Origin of the sequence: Pseudomonas sp. MYb118 (assembly GCF_040947875.1) — a bacterium.
Classification (GTDB): domain Bacteria; phylum Pseudomonadota; class Gammaproteobacteria; order Pseudomonadales; family Pseudomonadaceae; genus Aquipseudomonas.
This window is the reverse complement of the sequence record NZ_JBFRXN010000002.1, coordinates 2,552,704-2,567,120: the sequence shown is the minus strand read 5'-3', so window position 1 is coordinate 2,567,120 and position 14,417 is coordinate 2,552,704. Positions and strand designations below refer to the sequence as shown.

The window sequence follows — 14,417 nt, the reverse complement described above, 5'->3', positions numbered from 1 at the left end:
CTAAGGCGGGGCATTGTCAGCCTCGAACAAAACACTGTATAAATAACCAGACCTAAAGCCTGGGAGCGGCCGTCATGCTGGTGCACCTGTCCGTACATAACTACGCCATCGTTGAACATCTCGATCTCGAACTCGATTGCGGGATGAGCGTGATCACAGGGGAAACCGGCGCCGGCAAGTCGATCATGCTCGACGCCCTCGGCCTGACCCTGGGCGACCGCGCCGACAGCGGCGTGGTGCGCCCCGGTGCCGACAAGGCCGACATCCTCGCCACCTTCGACCTGGCCGATATCCCGGAAGCCAGCGCCTGGCTGGCCGAACGCGACCTGGAAAACGACGGGCCGTGCATCCTGCGCCGGGTGATCACCGCCGAGGGCCGCTCGCGCGGCTATATCAACGGCACCCCCTGTCCGTTGGGCGACCTCAAGGCCCTGGGCGAATTGCTGATCGACATCCACAGCCAGCATGAGCACCAGTCGCTGCTCAAGACCGACACCCACCGCCGCCTGCTCGACGAATACGCCGGCGCCACCGACCTCGCCCGCCAGGTGCACCTCGCCGCCCAGCGCTGGCGCCAGACCAGCCAGGAGCTGGAGCGCCTGTCCAACTCCGGCGACGAGCAACGCGCCCGCCACCAGTTGCTCAGCTATCAGCTCGAAGAGCTGGAAAACCTGGGCCTGGGCGAAAACGAACTGGAAGAGCTGGAGCAGGAACACAAGAACCTGACCAACGCGGAAACCCTGCTGGGCATCTGCCGCCAGGTGGTCGAGCAATGCAGCGAGAGTGATAACGGCAACGTCCTCAACGCCCTGACCGCCAGCCTCAATCGCCTGTCGAGCGTCAACAGCTCGGTCAGCGCGCTGGGCGAAGCCAGCAGCCTGCTGACCAGCGCACAGATTCAGGTGGAAGAAGCCGTCGGCGAACTGAACCGCTTCCTCGACAACTTCGACGCTGATCCGGCGCGCCTGCAATACCTGGAAGAACGCCTGGATGCGATCTACACCATGGCGCGCAAACACCGCATCCAGCCCACCGAAGTCGCCGAACTGCAGCAGCGGCTGCTGGATGAACTGGAAACCCTCAACGCCAACGACGAGTCCATCGAACGCCTGGGCGAAGAGCTGGCGTCTTACGCGCGCCACTATCAGGAGAAGGCTCGGGAATTGAGCGACCTGCGCCATCAGGCCTCTGGCAGCCTGGCCAGTGCCGTCGAGCAGGAAATCCAGCGCTTGGGCATGCCCGGTGGGCGCTTCACCATCGAACTGCGCCCCAACAGCGGCGACGAGCTGCTGCCCAACGGGCTGGAACAGGTCGAACTGCTGGTCAGCGCCAACCCCGGCCAGCCGTTGAAGGCCTTGGCCAAAGTCGCCTCGGGTGGTGAGCTGTCGCGGATCAGCCTGGCGATCCAGGTGATCACCGCCCAGACCTCACGGGTACCGACCCTGGTGTTCGACGAAGTGGACGTGGGTATTGGCGGGCCGACCGCCGAGATCGTCGGCCAATTGCTGCGCCGCCTGGGCGAACGTGGCCAGGTGCTGACGGTGACGCACTTGCCGCAGGTGGCGGCGCAGGGGCATCAGCATCTGTTCGTGCACAAGGTGCGCGGTGAGGAAGCGACCCACACGGCCGTTTCCAAGCTGAACAAGAATGATCGCGTCGAAGAAGTCGCCCGCATGCTGGGCGGCATCGACCTGACCAAGGAATCCCTGGCCCACGCCAAGAAGATGGTGGTGGCTGCCAAGGCATAAATCGGCCGCGCAGAAAGCACGAAGGCGACCCTGGGGTCGCCTTCGTTCGTTTCGTGAACCCGCAGGTTCACGCGACATGCTTACTTCTTCTTGCGTACGTACAGCACAAGATTGTGCTCTACCAACTCGTAACCGTGCTCTTCGGCGATCTGCTTCTGGAGCTTTTCGATGTCCGCGTTCATGAATTCGATGACCTCACCGGAGTCCACGTTGACCATATGGTCGTGGTGGCCACCGTCAGCCAATTCGAAGACCGCATGGCCTCCGTCGAAGTTGTGCCGCACCACAAGGCCAGCTGCCTCGAACTGGGTCAGAACACGGTAAACCGTGGCCAGACCGACGTCCTCGCCAGCCTCCATCAGCGCCTTGTAGACATCCTCGGCACTCATGTGGCGCTGCTCGGCGGAATCGAGCATTTGCAGAATTTTGACCCGTGGCAAGGTCACTTTAAGGCCGGCTTTGCGTAGTTCGCTATTTTCAACCATGGTCAGCTTTCTCGCGATGCTGCTTCGCAGCTTCTCTTAATGCGGGTATGATCGGCGTTTACGTTGTCCCAGCCAAGATAGTGGAAGTCGCCCACCGATGCAAAACACCAAGCTCTTGCTAACCAGTTTCACCTTTGTGGGACTGCTCGCACTCGCCGGTTGTTCATTCCCCGGGGTTTACAAAATCGACATCCAGCAGGGCAATGTCGTCACGCAGGATATGATAGACCAGTTACGCCCCGGAATGACCCGGCGGCAAGTACGGTTTATCATGGGTAATCCCCTGCTGGCCGACACGTTCCATGCCGATCGCTGGGATTATCTGTACAGCCTGCAACCCGGTGGCGGTGAACGCCAACAGGAACGCATCAGCCTTATCTTCAACCCAAATGACCAACTTGTCAGCCTCTCCGGTGACTTCATGCCCGGCGTGAGCCGAGACGAAGCCATTCTAGGCAAGGACAGTGGCACTACCGTGACCGCCCCTGCCGAAAATGCCGAGAAGCCGAAACCGGAAAAACCAGTCAAGCCAGGTTCGTTGCTGGATCAGATCCAGAAGGACGTCGACGGTGTAGAAACCGTTCCAGTCCCGACGCCGGAGCCGCTGGACACCTCGCCGCAATAATTTGCGACGCAATAAAAAACCCGGAATTTCCGGGTTTTTTATTGCCTATGGGTCGGTGATCACTGATTACGAGCTTTGGCCTCGGCGGCCTTGGCGGCGCGAAGACGTCGAACCTCTTTCGGGTCAGCCATCAGCGGCCGATAGATTTCCAGACGATCCCCCGCCTGAACCTGGCGCACCTGCGGGTCGGCGACCACCTTGCCAAAAATACCCACAGGGCAATCGGCCAGGCTCAACTCGGGAAACTCGGCCCCCAGCCCAGAGGCCAACAGCGCGGCGCGCACACTACTGCCCTGGGCAACCGTCACGCTGCGCAGCACCTGGCGATCGACGGCGGCATACACCACTTCAATCTCGATCACAGGGTTAACCATGCATCTGCTTGGCACGCTGGCAGAACGCATCGACCAGCGTGTTGGCAGCCTGGTTGAACAGCGGCCCCAGCGTGGCGCGAACGATCGGCCCGGCGTAATCGAACGACAGGTCCAGGCTGATCTTGCAGGCTTTGTCGGTCAGCGGCTTGAACACCCAGATGCCGTGCAACTGGGTGAACGGGCCTTCTTCGAGGTTCATCTCGATCGACTGCCCCGGCACCAGGGTGTTGCGCGTGACGAAATGCTGGCTGAGCCCACCTTTGGCCACCCCGACGCTCGCCCGCATGAATTCAGGCGAGCTTTCCAGGACTTCGGCCGACGAACACCACGGCAGAAATTCCGGGTAGCGCGCTACATCGTTGACCAGGTCATACAGCGCTTGTGCCGGATACGGCAGCAGAGCCGAACGTTGAATGTGAGTCGTCATGTCAGCGTTACTTCCACAGCTGGGCGGCAAACACTACGAGAATGCCGATGGGCGCCACATAGCGCATCAAAAACAGGGTCAAGGTGAACAACCTGGGGCTGCGGATCGACAATTCGTCGCGCACCGCTTCACGTCCCATCACCCAACCCGCAAACAACACGAAACACAAACCACCAAGTGGCAACATGATCCGTGAAGTGAAGAAGTCGATCACGCCAAAGAAATCCAGACCGCCGACGGCACCCCATTGGTAGAGGTGAAACGTCCCGCCTTCGTTCACGAAAAACCTGGCCTGTTTCCAGATATTGAACGAAAACACCGTGCCCAGGCCGACGAACCAGCAAGTGAATGCCAGCCAGAAGGTCACCCAGGCGCGACGGATGCGAGTCCGCTCAACCAGATAAGCCACCATGGGTTCGAGCAACGAAATCGCCGAACTCCAGGCAGCAATCGCCACCAGAACGAAGAACACTACGCCCATAAGCTGGCCAAAGGCTACGTTTCCGAAGGCAAATGGCAGACTGACAAACATCAAGCCGGGACCTTCGCTCGGGTTCAGGCCCGCCGCGAACACGATGGGGAACAACGCCAGGCCCGCCACCAGCGAGACGAAGGTGTCGAGCAGCGCGACGCCGACCACGGTGCCGGAAATCGACGAATGCTTGGGCATGTAGGCGCCATAGATCATGATCGAACCTACCCCCACGCTCAGCGAAAAGAATGCATGCCCCATGGCCGGCAGCAAACCGTCGAGGACCTTTTCCGGGTGGAAATCGAACATGAAGTGCAGGCCGTCCATGAAATGGCCGGTGGTCATGCTGTAGCCCAGCAATACCAGAACCATGACGAACAGCAATGGCATCATGATGCGCAAACTGCGCTCCAGCCCGGCCACCACGCCTTTGGCGATCACAATGGCCGACAGCAGCATGAAAATCGTGTGCCAAAGTGTCAGGCGCCACGGGTCGGCGATCACCTTGCCGAAATACGCGCCGACCTGCTCAGGCGTGACGCCCTGGAAATCGCCACGCCCCATGTCGATGATGTAATCCAGCGACCAGCCGCCCACGACGCTGTAGAAAGACAGGATCAGCAAGGCCGTGATCATGCCGGCGAAGGCGCCCCAGGACCACTTCGCCGAGTGCCCGGCTTCTTGCGCCAGGACTTTCAGGGCATTGGCCGGGCTTTGCCGGGCGCGACGGCCGATTAGGGTTTCGGCCAGCATGACCGGCACACCGATCAGCGCGATACAGGCCAGGAACATCAACACGAACGCCCCGCCGCCGTAGACACCGACCATGTACGGGAACTTCCAGATGCTCCCCAGGCCCACGGCCGACCCGGTCGCGGCCAGAATGAACACCCAGCGACTGGCCCAGCTGCCGTGGACAGAAACCTTGTCTGTCGACATCGTTACCACGTCCAAGCATCGAAAAAAGTGCGCGCATTGTCCGGGATTCAATCAACCTGCTCAAGCACACTGCATCACCGTAGCCGACTGGCTTGCAACTCCCTATAATGCCGCCCCTATGGCTAAACAGAAGAAACACCCAACAGGGACCATCGCGCAAAATAAAAAGGCGCGACACGATTACTTCATCGAGCACAAGTTCGAGGCTGGTCTGGTCCTGGCCGGCTGGGAAGTAAAAAGTCTGCGGGCAAGCAAGCTGCAGCTGGTGGACAGTTACGTCCTGCTCAAGGACGGCGAAGCCTGGCTGCTGGGCAGCCACATCACGCCGCTGACCACTGCCAGCACCCACGTGATCGCCGACCCGACCCGTACCCGCAAACTGCTGCTCAACCGCCGCGAGATCGACAAGCTCTCCGCCGCCGTGGCGCAGAAGGGTTACGCCTGCGTGTGCCTGTCCTGGTACTGGAGCAAGCACATGGTCAAGTGCGAGATCGCACTGGGCAAGGGCAAGAAGGAATACGACAAGCGCGATACCGAACGCGAACGCGACGCCGGTCGCGAGTTGCAGCGTGCGGTGCGCAACAAGGGCAAGGAAGAGTAATTCGCTCGTCCTGATGGCCTCATCGCGAGCAAGCTCGCTCCTACAGGGATATCACAACCCCTGTAGGAGCGAGCTTGCTCGCGATAGCGGTATAGCATTCACCACAAAACCCCCGCCTACATCCCCTTGCGCCGCTCCGCCCGCGCCACCCGCTGCACTTCCTGACGCACCTCTTCGAGCACCTCCTGCACATACAGAATGTGCCGGCTCGACACCTCTCGCGCCTGCTCCGCCCGGCCCTCGATGATCGCCATGTACAACTCCCGATGCTGAGTAATCAGCATGTCGCGGGTTTCCGTGCGTTGTTTGTACATGCCACCGATGTTGGTGACCACGTTGCGCTTGAGCAGGTCGAACAGCCCGCGAATGGTGTGCAGCAACACCGCGTTGTGACTGGCCTCGGCAATCGCCAGGTGAAATTTCGCGTCCGCCGCGCCCTCCTCGGCCCGGCTCACTTCATCGTGGCGCGAGTAGCAATCCTGCAATTCATTGAACGCCAGGGTCAGCCGCTCACGGTCGACATCCGTGGCGCGCAGCGCGGCGTAGTAGGCACAGGAGGCTTCCAGGGTGTGGCGAAACTCCAGCAGATCGCGCTGGGCTTCGGGGTTGCTCTCCAGCAGATGCAACAAAGGATCGCTGAACGTGGTGCCCAAGGACTCCACCACATAGTTGCCGCCCCCCTGGCGGCTGACCAGCAGGCCCTTGGCCGCCAGTTTCTGGATCGCCTCGCGCAACGAAGGGCGTGACACGCCGAACTGCTCGGCCAGGGCACGCTCGGCCGGCAAGCGCTCGCCGGCCTTCAAAGTGCCTTCGAGGATCATCCCCTCGAGCCGCTCGACAATATCGTCAGACAAACGGCGCTGACGAATCTGATCAAACCCCATAACTCAATTCTCCACGATCCCGGCCCTTCGCCGGGCTCTCTATTCTGGCCTATCGGTGCCGGGCCAGCACGCACCAGACGAGATTTGTTGCAGCGGATCACTCAGGCAGCGAAGCACGTATTCGACAAAAGTTTGAGTGCTGCAAATTGACACACCACGGGCAAGGCTTTTACCCTAGCGAACAGCGATTGTAAATTGGTATTACCAATTAACCAAGCACGCTGACCAGTGCCTACCAACAACAACTAGGGGCCACCCCATATGCAAACCTGGCAACAGCTCTATAGCCCGCTCGGCAGCCTCGGCCTGTCCGCTCTCGCGGCCGTCATTCCCATCGTGTTCTTCTTCCTGGCATTGGCCGTGTTCCGCCTCAAGGGCCACGTGGCAGGCTCAATCACCCTGGCCTTGTCCATCCTGGTGGCGATCTTCGCCTTCCAGATGCCGGTCGACATGGCGCTCGCCGCCGCCGGTTATGGCTTCGCCTATGGCCTGTGGCCGATCGCGTGGATCATCGTCGCCGCGGTGTTCCTCTACAAGCTGACAGTCAAGAGTGGTCAGTTCGAGGTGATCCGCAGCTCCGTCCTGTCGATCACCGACGACCAGCGCCTGCAGGTGTTGCTGATCGGTTTCTGCTTCGGTGCGTTCCTTGAAGGTGCCGCCGGTTTCGGCGCGCCGGTGGCAATCACCGCAGCCCTGCTGGTGGGCCTGGGCTTCAACCCGCTGTACGCCGCCGGCCTGTGCCTGATCGCCAACACCGCGCCCGTGGCGTTCGGCGCCCTGGGTATCCCGATCATCGTGGCCGGACAAGTGACCGGCATCGACGCATTCAAGATCGGCGCCATGACCGGTCGCCAACTGCCTCTGCTGTCGCTGTTCGTGCCGTTCTGGCTGGTGTTTATGATGGACGGCCTGCGCGGCGTGCGTGAAACCTGGCCGGCAGCCCTGGTGGCAGGCTTGAGCTTTGCCATCACCCAATACTTCACCTCGAACTTCATTGGCCCGGAACTGCCGGACATCACCTCGGCCCTGGCCAGCCTGATTTCCCTGACCCTGTTCCTGAAAGTCTGGCAGCCAAAACGCGCCGCCGGGCAACATGTCGCCGGTGCCGTGTCCGCCTCCGTGGTCGCCGCCAGCGCCGGTGGTTTCGGTCAGCCACGCACCACCACCGCATCGCCTTACAGCCTGGGTGAAATCGTCAAGGCCTGGTCGCCGTTCCTGATCCTCACCGTGCTGGTCACCATCTGGACCCTGAAACCGTTCAAGGCGATGTTCGCCGCCGGCGGTTCGATGTACAGCTGGGTGTTCAACTTCGCCATCCCGCACCTCGACCAACTGGTGATCAAGACTGCACCGATCGTCGCTGCGCCAACCGCCATTCCAGCGGTGTTCAAGCTCGACCCGATCTCGGCGACCGGCACGGCGATTTTCTTCTCGGCACTGATTTCGATGCTGGTGTTGAAGATCAACGTCAAAACTGGTCTGACCACTTTGAAAGAGACCTTCTTCGAACTGCGCTGGCCGATCCTGTCCATCGGCATGGTGTTGGCCTTCGCCTTCGTCACCAACTACTCGGGCATGTCTTCGACCATGGCCCTGGTACTGGCCGGCACGGGCGCTGCGTTCCCGTTCTTCTCGCCGTTCCTCGGCTGGCTGGGCGTGTTCCTGACCGGTTCCGACACCTCGTCGAACGCCCTGTTCAGTTCGCTGCAAGCCACCACCGCACACCAGATCGGCGTCAACGACACCCTGCTGGTCGCGGCCAACACCAGCGGCGGTGTGACCGGCAAGATGATCTCGCCACAGTCGATCGCCGTGGCCTGCGCCGCAACAGGCCTGGTGGGCAAGGAGTCGGATCTGTTCCGCTTCACCCTCAAGCACAGCCTGTTCTTCGCCACCATCGTCGGCCTGATCACCCTGGCTCAAGCCTACTGGTTCACCGGCATGCTGGTGCACTGATTTCCTACGCAAGAACCGACGCCGCACTACCCCGCGGCGTCCGCTATTCACAACCCGGTCCGTAAGGCTGCTGAAAGCAACACGCTCTATATTCAGCAGCCTCAGCGGACGGATAACCGGGACCACCCGGAGACAACGCCTGATGAGCGAGCTTTTTTACAACGCCGTGCCGAATGCGACCCGTGTCGCCCCGCCCCTGCCCGAGCCTCGACAGTACCCTGCCGAAAAACCCTCGCGGGTCTATCTGTTCGGAACCTGCGTGGTGGACTTGTTCTACCCCGAAGCCGGAATGGACGCGATCCACTTGCTGGAACGCGAAGGCATCCGTGTCGAGTACCCGCAAGGGCAAAGCTGCTGCGGACAACCGGCCTACACCTCGGGTTACACCGAGCAGGCGCGGACCGTGGCGCGCGCGCAACTGGCCCTGTTTGCCGGGGATTACCCGGTGGTGGTGCCGTCGGGTTCCTGCGCGGGCATGATCCGCGAGCACTACGCCGACTTGTTCAAGGACGAGCCGCAGACGTTGCAACAGGTCCAGGCCCTGGCAGCCCGGACCTATGAATTGGCCGAGTTCCTGCTGTTCGTCTGCAAGGTGCAGCTCAAGGACAGCGGTGCACCGGTCAAAGTGGCCCTGCACACCTCGTGCTCGGCCCGTCGTGAAATGAACACCCACCTGCACGGTCGCGAGCTGCTGGCGCAACTGGGCAACGTGGAACGGGTGGAGCACAGCCGCGAGAGTGAATGCTGTGGCTTCGGTGGGACTTTCAGCGTCCGTATGCCGGATATTTCCGGAGCGATGGTGGCTGACAAGACCCGCTCGTTGAAGGAATCCGGTGCGCACCAGGTACTCAGTGCCGATTGCGGTTGCCTGATGAACATCAACGGCTCACTGGAAAAACAGCGGGAAGCGTTGCGCGGCCAACACCTGGCCAGCTTCCTGTGGCAACGCACCGGAGGCGGTCAATGAACGCTTCCGCGATTATTCCTACGGTTGCCGTAGAAGAAGATTTCCACGCCCGGGCACATAAGGCCCTGGGCGATGCACAGTTGCGAAACAACTTTCGCAAGGCGATGGATTCACTGATGACCAAGCGGGCAACGGCTTTTGGCGATGCCCACGAAAGAGAACATTTGCGTGCGCTGGGCAATGCGGTCCGCGCCCGTGCGTTATCCAAGCTGCCCGACCTGCTCGAGCAGCTTGAACAGAACCTGACCCGCAACGGTGTGACAGTGCACTGGGCGGAAACGGTGGACGAAGCCAATGACATCGTCCTGTCGATCATCCGCGCTCACGAGGGGCGGCAAGTGATCAAGGGTAAGTCGATGGTCAGCGAAGAGATGGAAATGAACCATGTCCTCGAGGCTCAAGGCATTGAATGCCTGGAGTCGGACATGGGGGAATACATCGTCCAGCTCGACCACGAGAAGCCTTCACACATCATTATGCCGGCGATCCACAAGAATGCCGGTCAGGTCGCGTCCTTGTTCCACGACAAACTTGGCGTGGAGTACACCAAGGACGTCGACCAGCTCATTCAGATCGGTCGCAAGGTGTTGCGGCAGAAATTCTTCGAAGCGGACATCGGCGTCTCCGGCGTCAACTTCGCCGTGGCCGAAACCGGCACCCTGCTGCTGGTGGAAAACGAAGGCAACGGGCGCATGACCACCACCGTGCCACCGGTGCACATCGCCGTCACCGGCATCGAGAAGGTCGTGGAGAACCTGCGCGACGTGGTGCCGCTGCTGTCGCTGCTGACCCGTTCGGCCCTGGGTATCCCGATCACCACCTACGTCAACATGATCTCCGGCCCGCGCAAGGAGCATGAACTCGACGGCCCGCAGGAAGTGCACCTGGTATTGCTGGACAACGGTCGCAGCCAGGCCTTCGCCGACAGCGAACTGCGCCAGTCGCTCAACTGCATCCGCTGCGGCGCCTGCATGAACCATTGCCCGGTCTACACCCGCATCGGCGGCCACGCCTATGGCGAGGTGTACCCAGGCCCGATCGGCAAGATCATCACCCCGCACATGGTCGGCCTGGCGAAGGTACCGAACCACCCGAGCGCCTCGTCGCTGTGCGGCGCCTGCGGTGAAGTATGCCCGGTGAAGATCCCGATCCCGTCGCTGCTGCGTCGCCTGCGCGAAGAAAACGTCAAGGCACCGGACAGTCCCGACCAGGTCATGCGCGGCCAGGGCAGCAAGTTCTCACGCAAGGAGCGTTTCATCTGGAACGCCTGGGCGCGGCTCAACAGCTCGCCGACCCTGTATCGTCTGTTTGGCTTCTTCGCCACGCGCCTGCGTGCGCTTACCCCGAGCAACGTCGGCCCCTGGACGCAAAACCACAGCGCGCCCAAACCCGCCGCCCGCTCACTGCACGACATGGCCCGCGAACACCTGGCCAAACAGGGAGACCGCTGATGAGCGCCAAGCAAAACATCCTCGGCAAATTGCGTAAAAGCCTGACAGGTACGACACCTGTGCCTGACAACTTCGATGTCGAACTGGTGACGGCGCCCTACACCTACAGCGCCGAACAACGCATCCCGCAACTGCGCAAGCTGATGGAAGCGGTGCACACCGAAATCCACCTGACCTCAAGTGCAGAGTGGCCGGCGTTGCTCGCGCAGTTGCTGGCGGAACGCCAATTGCCGAGCCTGCTGATCGCGCCGAGCACCGGCCACGGCCAACAGATCACGCAACACTGGGCGAACAATCCTGGGCTGCCAACGCTCAAAGCCTACGACCGCCCGGTTGAAGAATGGAAAGCCGAACTGTTCGACGACACCCCGGCCAGCCTCACCGGCACCCTGGGCGCCATCGCCGCCACCGGCAGCCTGATTCTCTGGCCGACGCGGGAAGAACCGCGCCTGATGAGCCTGGCGCCGACGGTGCATTTCGCCTTGCTCAAGGCCAGTGAAATCCGCGACAACTTCTATCAGGTGCAGCAGGAGTTCAACTGGGCGCACGGCATGCCGACCAACGCGCTGTTGGTGTCCGGCCCGTCGAAGACCGCCGACATCGAGCAAGTCCTGGCCTATGGTGCCCATGGTCCCAAGGACCTGGTGGTTTTGATTCTGGAGGACCAATGAGTCTACCAGCCGCTTTCCTGCGAGATGCGCAGCAACTGATCCCCCAAGAGCGACGTTTCGACGACCCGCTGTCGACCTTGGCCTTCGGCACCGACGCCAGTTTCTATCGGCTGATCCCCAAACTGGTGATCCGCGTCGAGTCCGAGGACGAAGTGGTCGCCCTGCTCAAGCTGGCGCAGCGCGATCAGGTCCCGGTGACCTTCCGCGCCGCCGGCACCAGCCTGTCCGGCCAGGCCATCAGCGGCTCGGTGCTGATCGTGCTGGGGGATAACTGGAACGGTCGCGAGATCCGCGGCCAGGGCACGCAGATCCGCCTGCAACCGGGGGTGATCGGCGCCCAGGCCAACGCGTGGCTGGCGCCGTTCGGGCGCAAGATCGGCCCGGACCCGGCCTCGATCAACGCCTGCAAGATCGGCGGCATCGTCGCCAACAACGCCAGCGGCATGTGCTGCGGCACCGCACAGAACACCTACCACACCCTGGCCGGCCTGCGCCTGGTGCTGGCCGACGGCAGCCGTCTCGATACCGAAGACGCCGCCAGCGTCGCCGCCTTCCGCCAGAGCCACGGCGCGCTGCTCGATCGCCTGGCGACGCTGGGCCGCGAGACCCGCGCCAACACCGAACTGGCCGCGAAAATTCGCCACAAATACCGTCTGAAAAATACCACCGGCCTGTCGCTCAATGCCCTGGTGGATTTCGACGAACCTGTGGATATCTTGAGCCACCTGCTGGTGGGTTCCGAAGGCACCCTGGGGTTCATCAGCGCGGTGACCTACGACACCGTGGTCGATCACCCCAACAAGGCCTCGGCGCTGATCGTGTTCCCCGATGTCGAGACCTGCTGCAACGCCGTCAGCGTGCTGAAAAGCCAACCGGTGTCGGCGGTGGAACTTCTCGACCGCCGCAGCCTGCGCTCGGTACAGAACAAACCCGGCATGCCGGATTTCGTACAGCACCTGTCGGACAACGCCTGCGCCCTGCTGATCGAATCCCGCGCCGCGTCTTCCACGTTGCTGCACGAACAACTGGCGCAGATCATGGCCTCGCTGGCCGCCTTCCCGGTGGAGAAGCAGGTCGACTTCACCGAAAACCCGGTGGAAAACGCCCGCCTCTGGGCAATCCGCAAGGACACCTTCCCCGCCGTCGGCGCCGTACGTAAAACCGGCACCACGGTGATCATCGAAGACGTAACCTTCCCGGTGGAACAACTGGCGATCGGCGTGAACCGCCTGATCGAGCTGTTCGACAAACATCACTACGACGAAGCCATCCTGTTCGGACACGCCTTGGAAGGCAATCTGCACTTCGTCTTCACCCAGGGCTTCAACAACCCGGAAGAAGTCGCACGCTACCAGGCGTTCATGGATGACGTCGCGCAGCTCGTCGCGGTGGAATTTGGCGGCTCCCTGAAAGCCGAGCACGGCACCGGCCGCAACATGGCACCCTTCGTCGAGCTGGAATGGGGCAGCGATGCCTACCAGTTGATGTGGCAGCTCAAGCGCCTGCTCGACCCCAACGGCATCCTCAACCCGGACGTGGTGCTCAGCGAAGACCCGCAGATCCACCTCAAGCACCTCAAACCGCTGCCGGCCGCCGACGAGATCGTCGACAAGTGCATCGAGTGCGGCTTCTGCGAACCGGTCTGCCCCTCCAAAGGCCTGACCCTGAGCCCACGCCAGCGCATCGTCATCTGGCGCGACATCCAGGCGAAAAAACGCGCCGGTGTCGACACCCGCGAACTGGAAGCCGCCTACGAATACCACGGCCTGGAAACCTGCGCCGCCACCGGCCTGTGCGCCCAGCGCTGCCCGGTGGGCATCAACACCGGCGACCTGGTGAAAAAACTGCGCGGCCGCAGCGCTACCCATACGAAAACCGCCAACTGGCTTGAAGGCAATTTCGCCACCGCCCTGCAAGGCGCCCGCTTCACCCTGCACGTGGCCAACGGCGCACGCATGCTGCTCGGCGCGCCGCGCCTGGCCAAACTGTCGGCGACCCTGACCAAGGTGTCCAAGGGCCAAGTGCCGCTGTGGACCAACGCCATGCCGCAGCCGGAAAGAGCCATCCGCTTCAGCCCGAGCGTGACAGACGCCCGCCCACGCGTGGTGTACCTCGCCGCCTGCGTCTCACGAGTCATGGGCCCGTCGGCGGGTGACAAGGAGCAATCCTCGCTGTACGAAAAGACCCGCGGCCTGCTGGAAAAAGCCGGTTACCAGGTCGTCCTCCCGGACAACCTCGACAGCCTCTGCTGCGGCCAGCCCTTCGCCTCCAAAGGCTACGCCGAACAGGCCGAACACAAACGCCAGGAAATGCTCGGCGCGCTGCTGCACGCCAGCCGTGGCGGCCTCGACCCGATCTACTGCGACACCAGCCCCTGCACCCTGCGCCTGGTGCAGGACCTGGGCGATGTACGCCTGGACCTGTACGACCCGGTGCGCTTCATCCGTACGCATTTGATGGACCGCCTGGAATTCATGCCCCAGGAAGCGCCGATTGCGGTGCACGTCACCTGCAGCACCCAGCACTTGGGCGAAAGCCAGGCGCTGATCGACCTGGCGCGCAAGTGCAGCAAAAACGTAGTGATCCCCGAAGGCATCCACTGCTGTGGTTTCGCCGGCGACAAGGGCTTCACCGCGCCGGAACTGAACGCCCACTCACTGCGCAGCCTCAAGGACGCGGTGCAGACCTGCAGCGAAGGCATCTCCACCAGCCGCACCTGCGAAATCGGCCTGAGCCAACACGGCGGCATCGACTACCACGGGCTGGTCTACCTCGTGGACCGCGTCACCCGCGCGAGGGCCCTCTGAAGAAAAATAG

The 14,417-nt window shown here is 62.0% G+C and carries 13 protein-coding genes; 8 read left to right on the top strand and 5 right to left on the bottom strand.

The genetic code is table 11. The features are described from left to right. Positions 1–74 precede the first annotated feature (74 nt). Entirely contained in the window at positions 75–1,748 is a 1,674-nt protein-coding gene (gene recN / locus ABVN20_RS17520; protein ID WP_368556966.1) for a DNA repair protein RecN, read from the top strand. An 80-nt stretch (positions 1,749–1,828) separates the two neighbouring features. Here the strand turns inward: recN and fur are convergent, their stop codons facing one another. Beyond that, entirely contained in the window at positions 1,829–2,233 is a 405-nt protein-coding gene (gene fur / locus ABVN20_RS17515; protein ID WP_368556965.1) for a ferric iron uptake transcriptional regulator, read from the bottom strand. A gap of 97 nt (positions 2,234–2,330) precedes the next feature. On the opposite strand from fur, the gene ABVN20_RS17510 reads away from it, so the two are divergent. Then, complete coding sequence (locus ABVN20_RS17510) at positions 2,331–2,858, top strand: outer membrane protein assembly factor BamE (protein ID WP_368556964.1); 528 nt, start codon at positions 2,331–2,333, stop codon at positions 2,856–2,858. Positions 2,859–2,917: 59 nt separating this feature from the next. On the opposite strand, the gene ABVN20_RS17505 is transcribed toward ABVN20_RS17510, so the two are convergent. The 3 genes from ABVN20_RS17505 to ABVN20_RS17495 are packed head-to-tail and all read right to left on the bottom strand — an operon-like array spanning position 2,918 to position 5,070. Beyond that, on the bottom strand, positions 2,918–3,232 hold the full coding sequence (locus ABVN20_RS17505; protein WP_368556963.1) for an RnfH family protein: 315 nt from the start codon (positions 3,230–3,232) through the stop codon (positions 2,918–2,920). After that, positions 3,225–3,659 (bottom strand): type II toxin-antitoxin system RatA family toxin, encoded by a 435-nt coding sequence (locus ABVN20_RS17500; RefSeq protein ID WP_368556962.1) that lies wholly within the window; start codon positions 3,657–3,659, stop codon positions 3,225–3,227. Before ABVN20_RS17500 ends, ABVN20_RS17505 begins: the two co-directional genes overlap by 8 nt. Before the next feature lie 7 nt (positions 3,660–3,666). Next, positions 3,667–5,070, bottom strand: a complete 1,404-nt coding sequence (locus ABVN20_RS17495; protein WP_368556961.1) for a sodium-dependent transporter — start codon at positions 5,068–5,070, stop codon at positions 3,667–3,669. 118 nt (positions 5,071–5,188) lie between these two features. Between ABVN20_RS17495 and smpB the strand changes: the two genes are divergently transcribed. After that, on the top strand, positions 5,189–5,671 hold the full coding sequence (smpB, locus tag ABVN20_RS17490) for an SsrA-binding protein SmpB (RefSeq protein ID WP_368556960.1): 483 nt from the start codon (positions 5,189–5,191) through the stop codon (positions 5,669–5,671). 116 nt (positions 5,672–5,787) lie between these two features. Here the strand turns inward: smpB and ABVN20_RS17485 are convergent, their stop codons facing one another. Further along, positions 5,788–6,555: a GntR family transcriptional regulator gene (locus tag ABVN20_RS17485; protein WP_368556959.1), complete on the bottom strand. Its 768-nt coding sequence runs from the start codon at positions 6,553–6,555 to the stop codon at positions 5,788–5,790. Between the two features lie 261 nt (positions 6,556–6,816). Between ABVN20_RS17485 and ABVN20_RS17480 the strand changes: the two genes are divergently transcribed. From ABVN20_RS17480 to ABVN20_RS17460, 5 genes are all read left to right on the top strand, one after another. Further along, the gene (locus ABVN20_RS17480) at positions 6,817–8,511 is read left to right on the top strand and encodes a lactate permease LctP family transporter (protein ID WP_368556958.1); all 1,695 of its coding nucleotides are present in this window, start codon (positions 6,817–6,819) and stop codon (positions 8,509–8,511) included. Positions 8,512–8,653: 142 nt separating this feature from the next. After that, positions 8,654–9,478, top strand: coding sequence for a (Fe-S)-binding protein (locus tag ABVN20_RS17475; protein WP_368556957.1), 825 nt, complete (start codon positions 8,654–8,656; stop codon positions 9,476–9,478). Beyond that, complete coding sequence (locus ABVN20_RS17470) at positions 9,475–10,929, top strand: LutB/LldF family L-lactate oxidation iron-sulfur protein (RefSeq protein ID WP_368556956.1); 1,455 nt, start codon at positions 9,475–9,477, stop codon at positions 10,927–10,929. Before ABVN20_RS17475 ends, ABVN20_RS17470 begins: the two co-directional genes overlap by 4 nt. Beyond that, positions 10,929–11,600, top strand: coding sequence for a lactate utilization protein C (locus tag ABVN20_RS17465; RefSeq protein ID WP_368556955.1), 672 nt, complete (start codon positions 10,929–10,931; stop codon positions 11,598–11,600). Before ABVN20_RS17470 ends, ABVN20_RS17465 begins: the two co-directional genes overlap by 1 nt. Further along, positions 11,597–14,407: an FAD-binding and (Fe-S)-binding domain-containing protein gene (locus ABVN20_RS17460; protein ID WP_368556954.1), complete on the top strand. Its 2,811-nt coding sequence runs from the start codon at positions 11,597–11,599 to the stop codon at positions 14,405–14,407. Before ABVN20_RS17465 ends, ABVN20_RS17460 begins: the two co-directional genes overlap by 4 nt. The last annotated feature ends 10 nt before the right edge of the window (positions 14,408–14,417 follow it).

What these genes read in the sequence shown, in the direction of transcription:
- ABVN20_RS17470 (WP_368556956.1), top strand. Translation starts at nt 9,475, where the DNA reads ATGAACGCTTCCGCGATTATTCCTACGGTTGCCGTAGAAGAAGATTTC.
- smpB (WP_368556960.1), top strand. Translation starts at nt 5,189, where the DNA reads ATGGCTAAACAGAAGAAACACCCAACAGGGACCATCGCGCAAAATAAA.
- ABVN20_RS17475 (WP_368556957.1), top strand. Translation starts at nt 8,654, where the DNA reads ATGAGCGAGCTTTTTTACAACGCCGTGCCGAATGCGACCCGTGTCGCC.
- ABVN20_RS17500 (WP_368556962.1), bottom strand. Translation starts at nt 3,659, where the DNA reads ATGACGACTCACATTCAACGTTCGGCTCTGCTGCCGTATCCGGCACAA.
- ABVN20_RS17485 (WP_368556959.1), bottom strand. Translation starts at nt 6,555, where the DNA reads ATGGGGTTTGATCAGATTCGTCAGCGCCGTTTGTCTGACGATATTGTC.
- ABVN20_RS17505 (WP_368556963.1), bottom strand. Translation starts at nt 3,232, where the DNA reads ATGGTTAACCCTGTGATCGAGATTGAAGTGGTGTATGCCGCCGTCGAT.
- ABVN20_RS17495 (WP_368556961.1), bottom strand. Translation starts at nt 5,070, where the DNA reads ATGTCGACAGACAAGGTTTCTGTCCACGGCAGCTGGGCCAGTCGCTGG.
- ABVN20_RS17510 (WP_368556964.1), top strand. Translation starts at nt 2,331, where the DNA reads ATGCAAAACACCAAGCTCTTGCTAACCAGTTTCACCTTTGTGGGACTG.
- recN (WP_368556966.1), top strand. Translation starts at nt 75, where the DNA reads ATGCTGGTGCACCTGTCCGTACATAACTACGCCATCGTTGAACATCTC.
- ABVN20_RS17480 (WP_368556958.1), top strand. Translation starts at nt 6,817, where the DNA reads ATGCAAACCTGGCAACAGCTCTATAGCCCGCTCGGCAGCCTCGGCCTG.
- ABVN20_RS17460 (WP_368556954.1), top strand. Translation starts at nt 11,597, where the DNA reads ATGAGTCTACCAGCCGCTTTCCTGCGAGATGCGCAGCAACTGATCCCC.
- fur (WP_368556965.1), bottom strand. Translation starts at nt 2,233, where the DNA reads ATGGTTGAAAATAGCGAACTACGCAAAGCCGGCCTTAAAGTGACCTTG.
- ABVN20_RS17465 (WP_368556955.1), top strand. Translation starts at nt 10,929, where the DNA reads ATGAGCGCCAAGCAAAACATCCTCGGCAAATTGCGTAAAAGCCTGACA.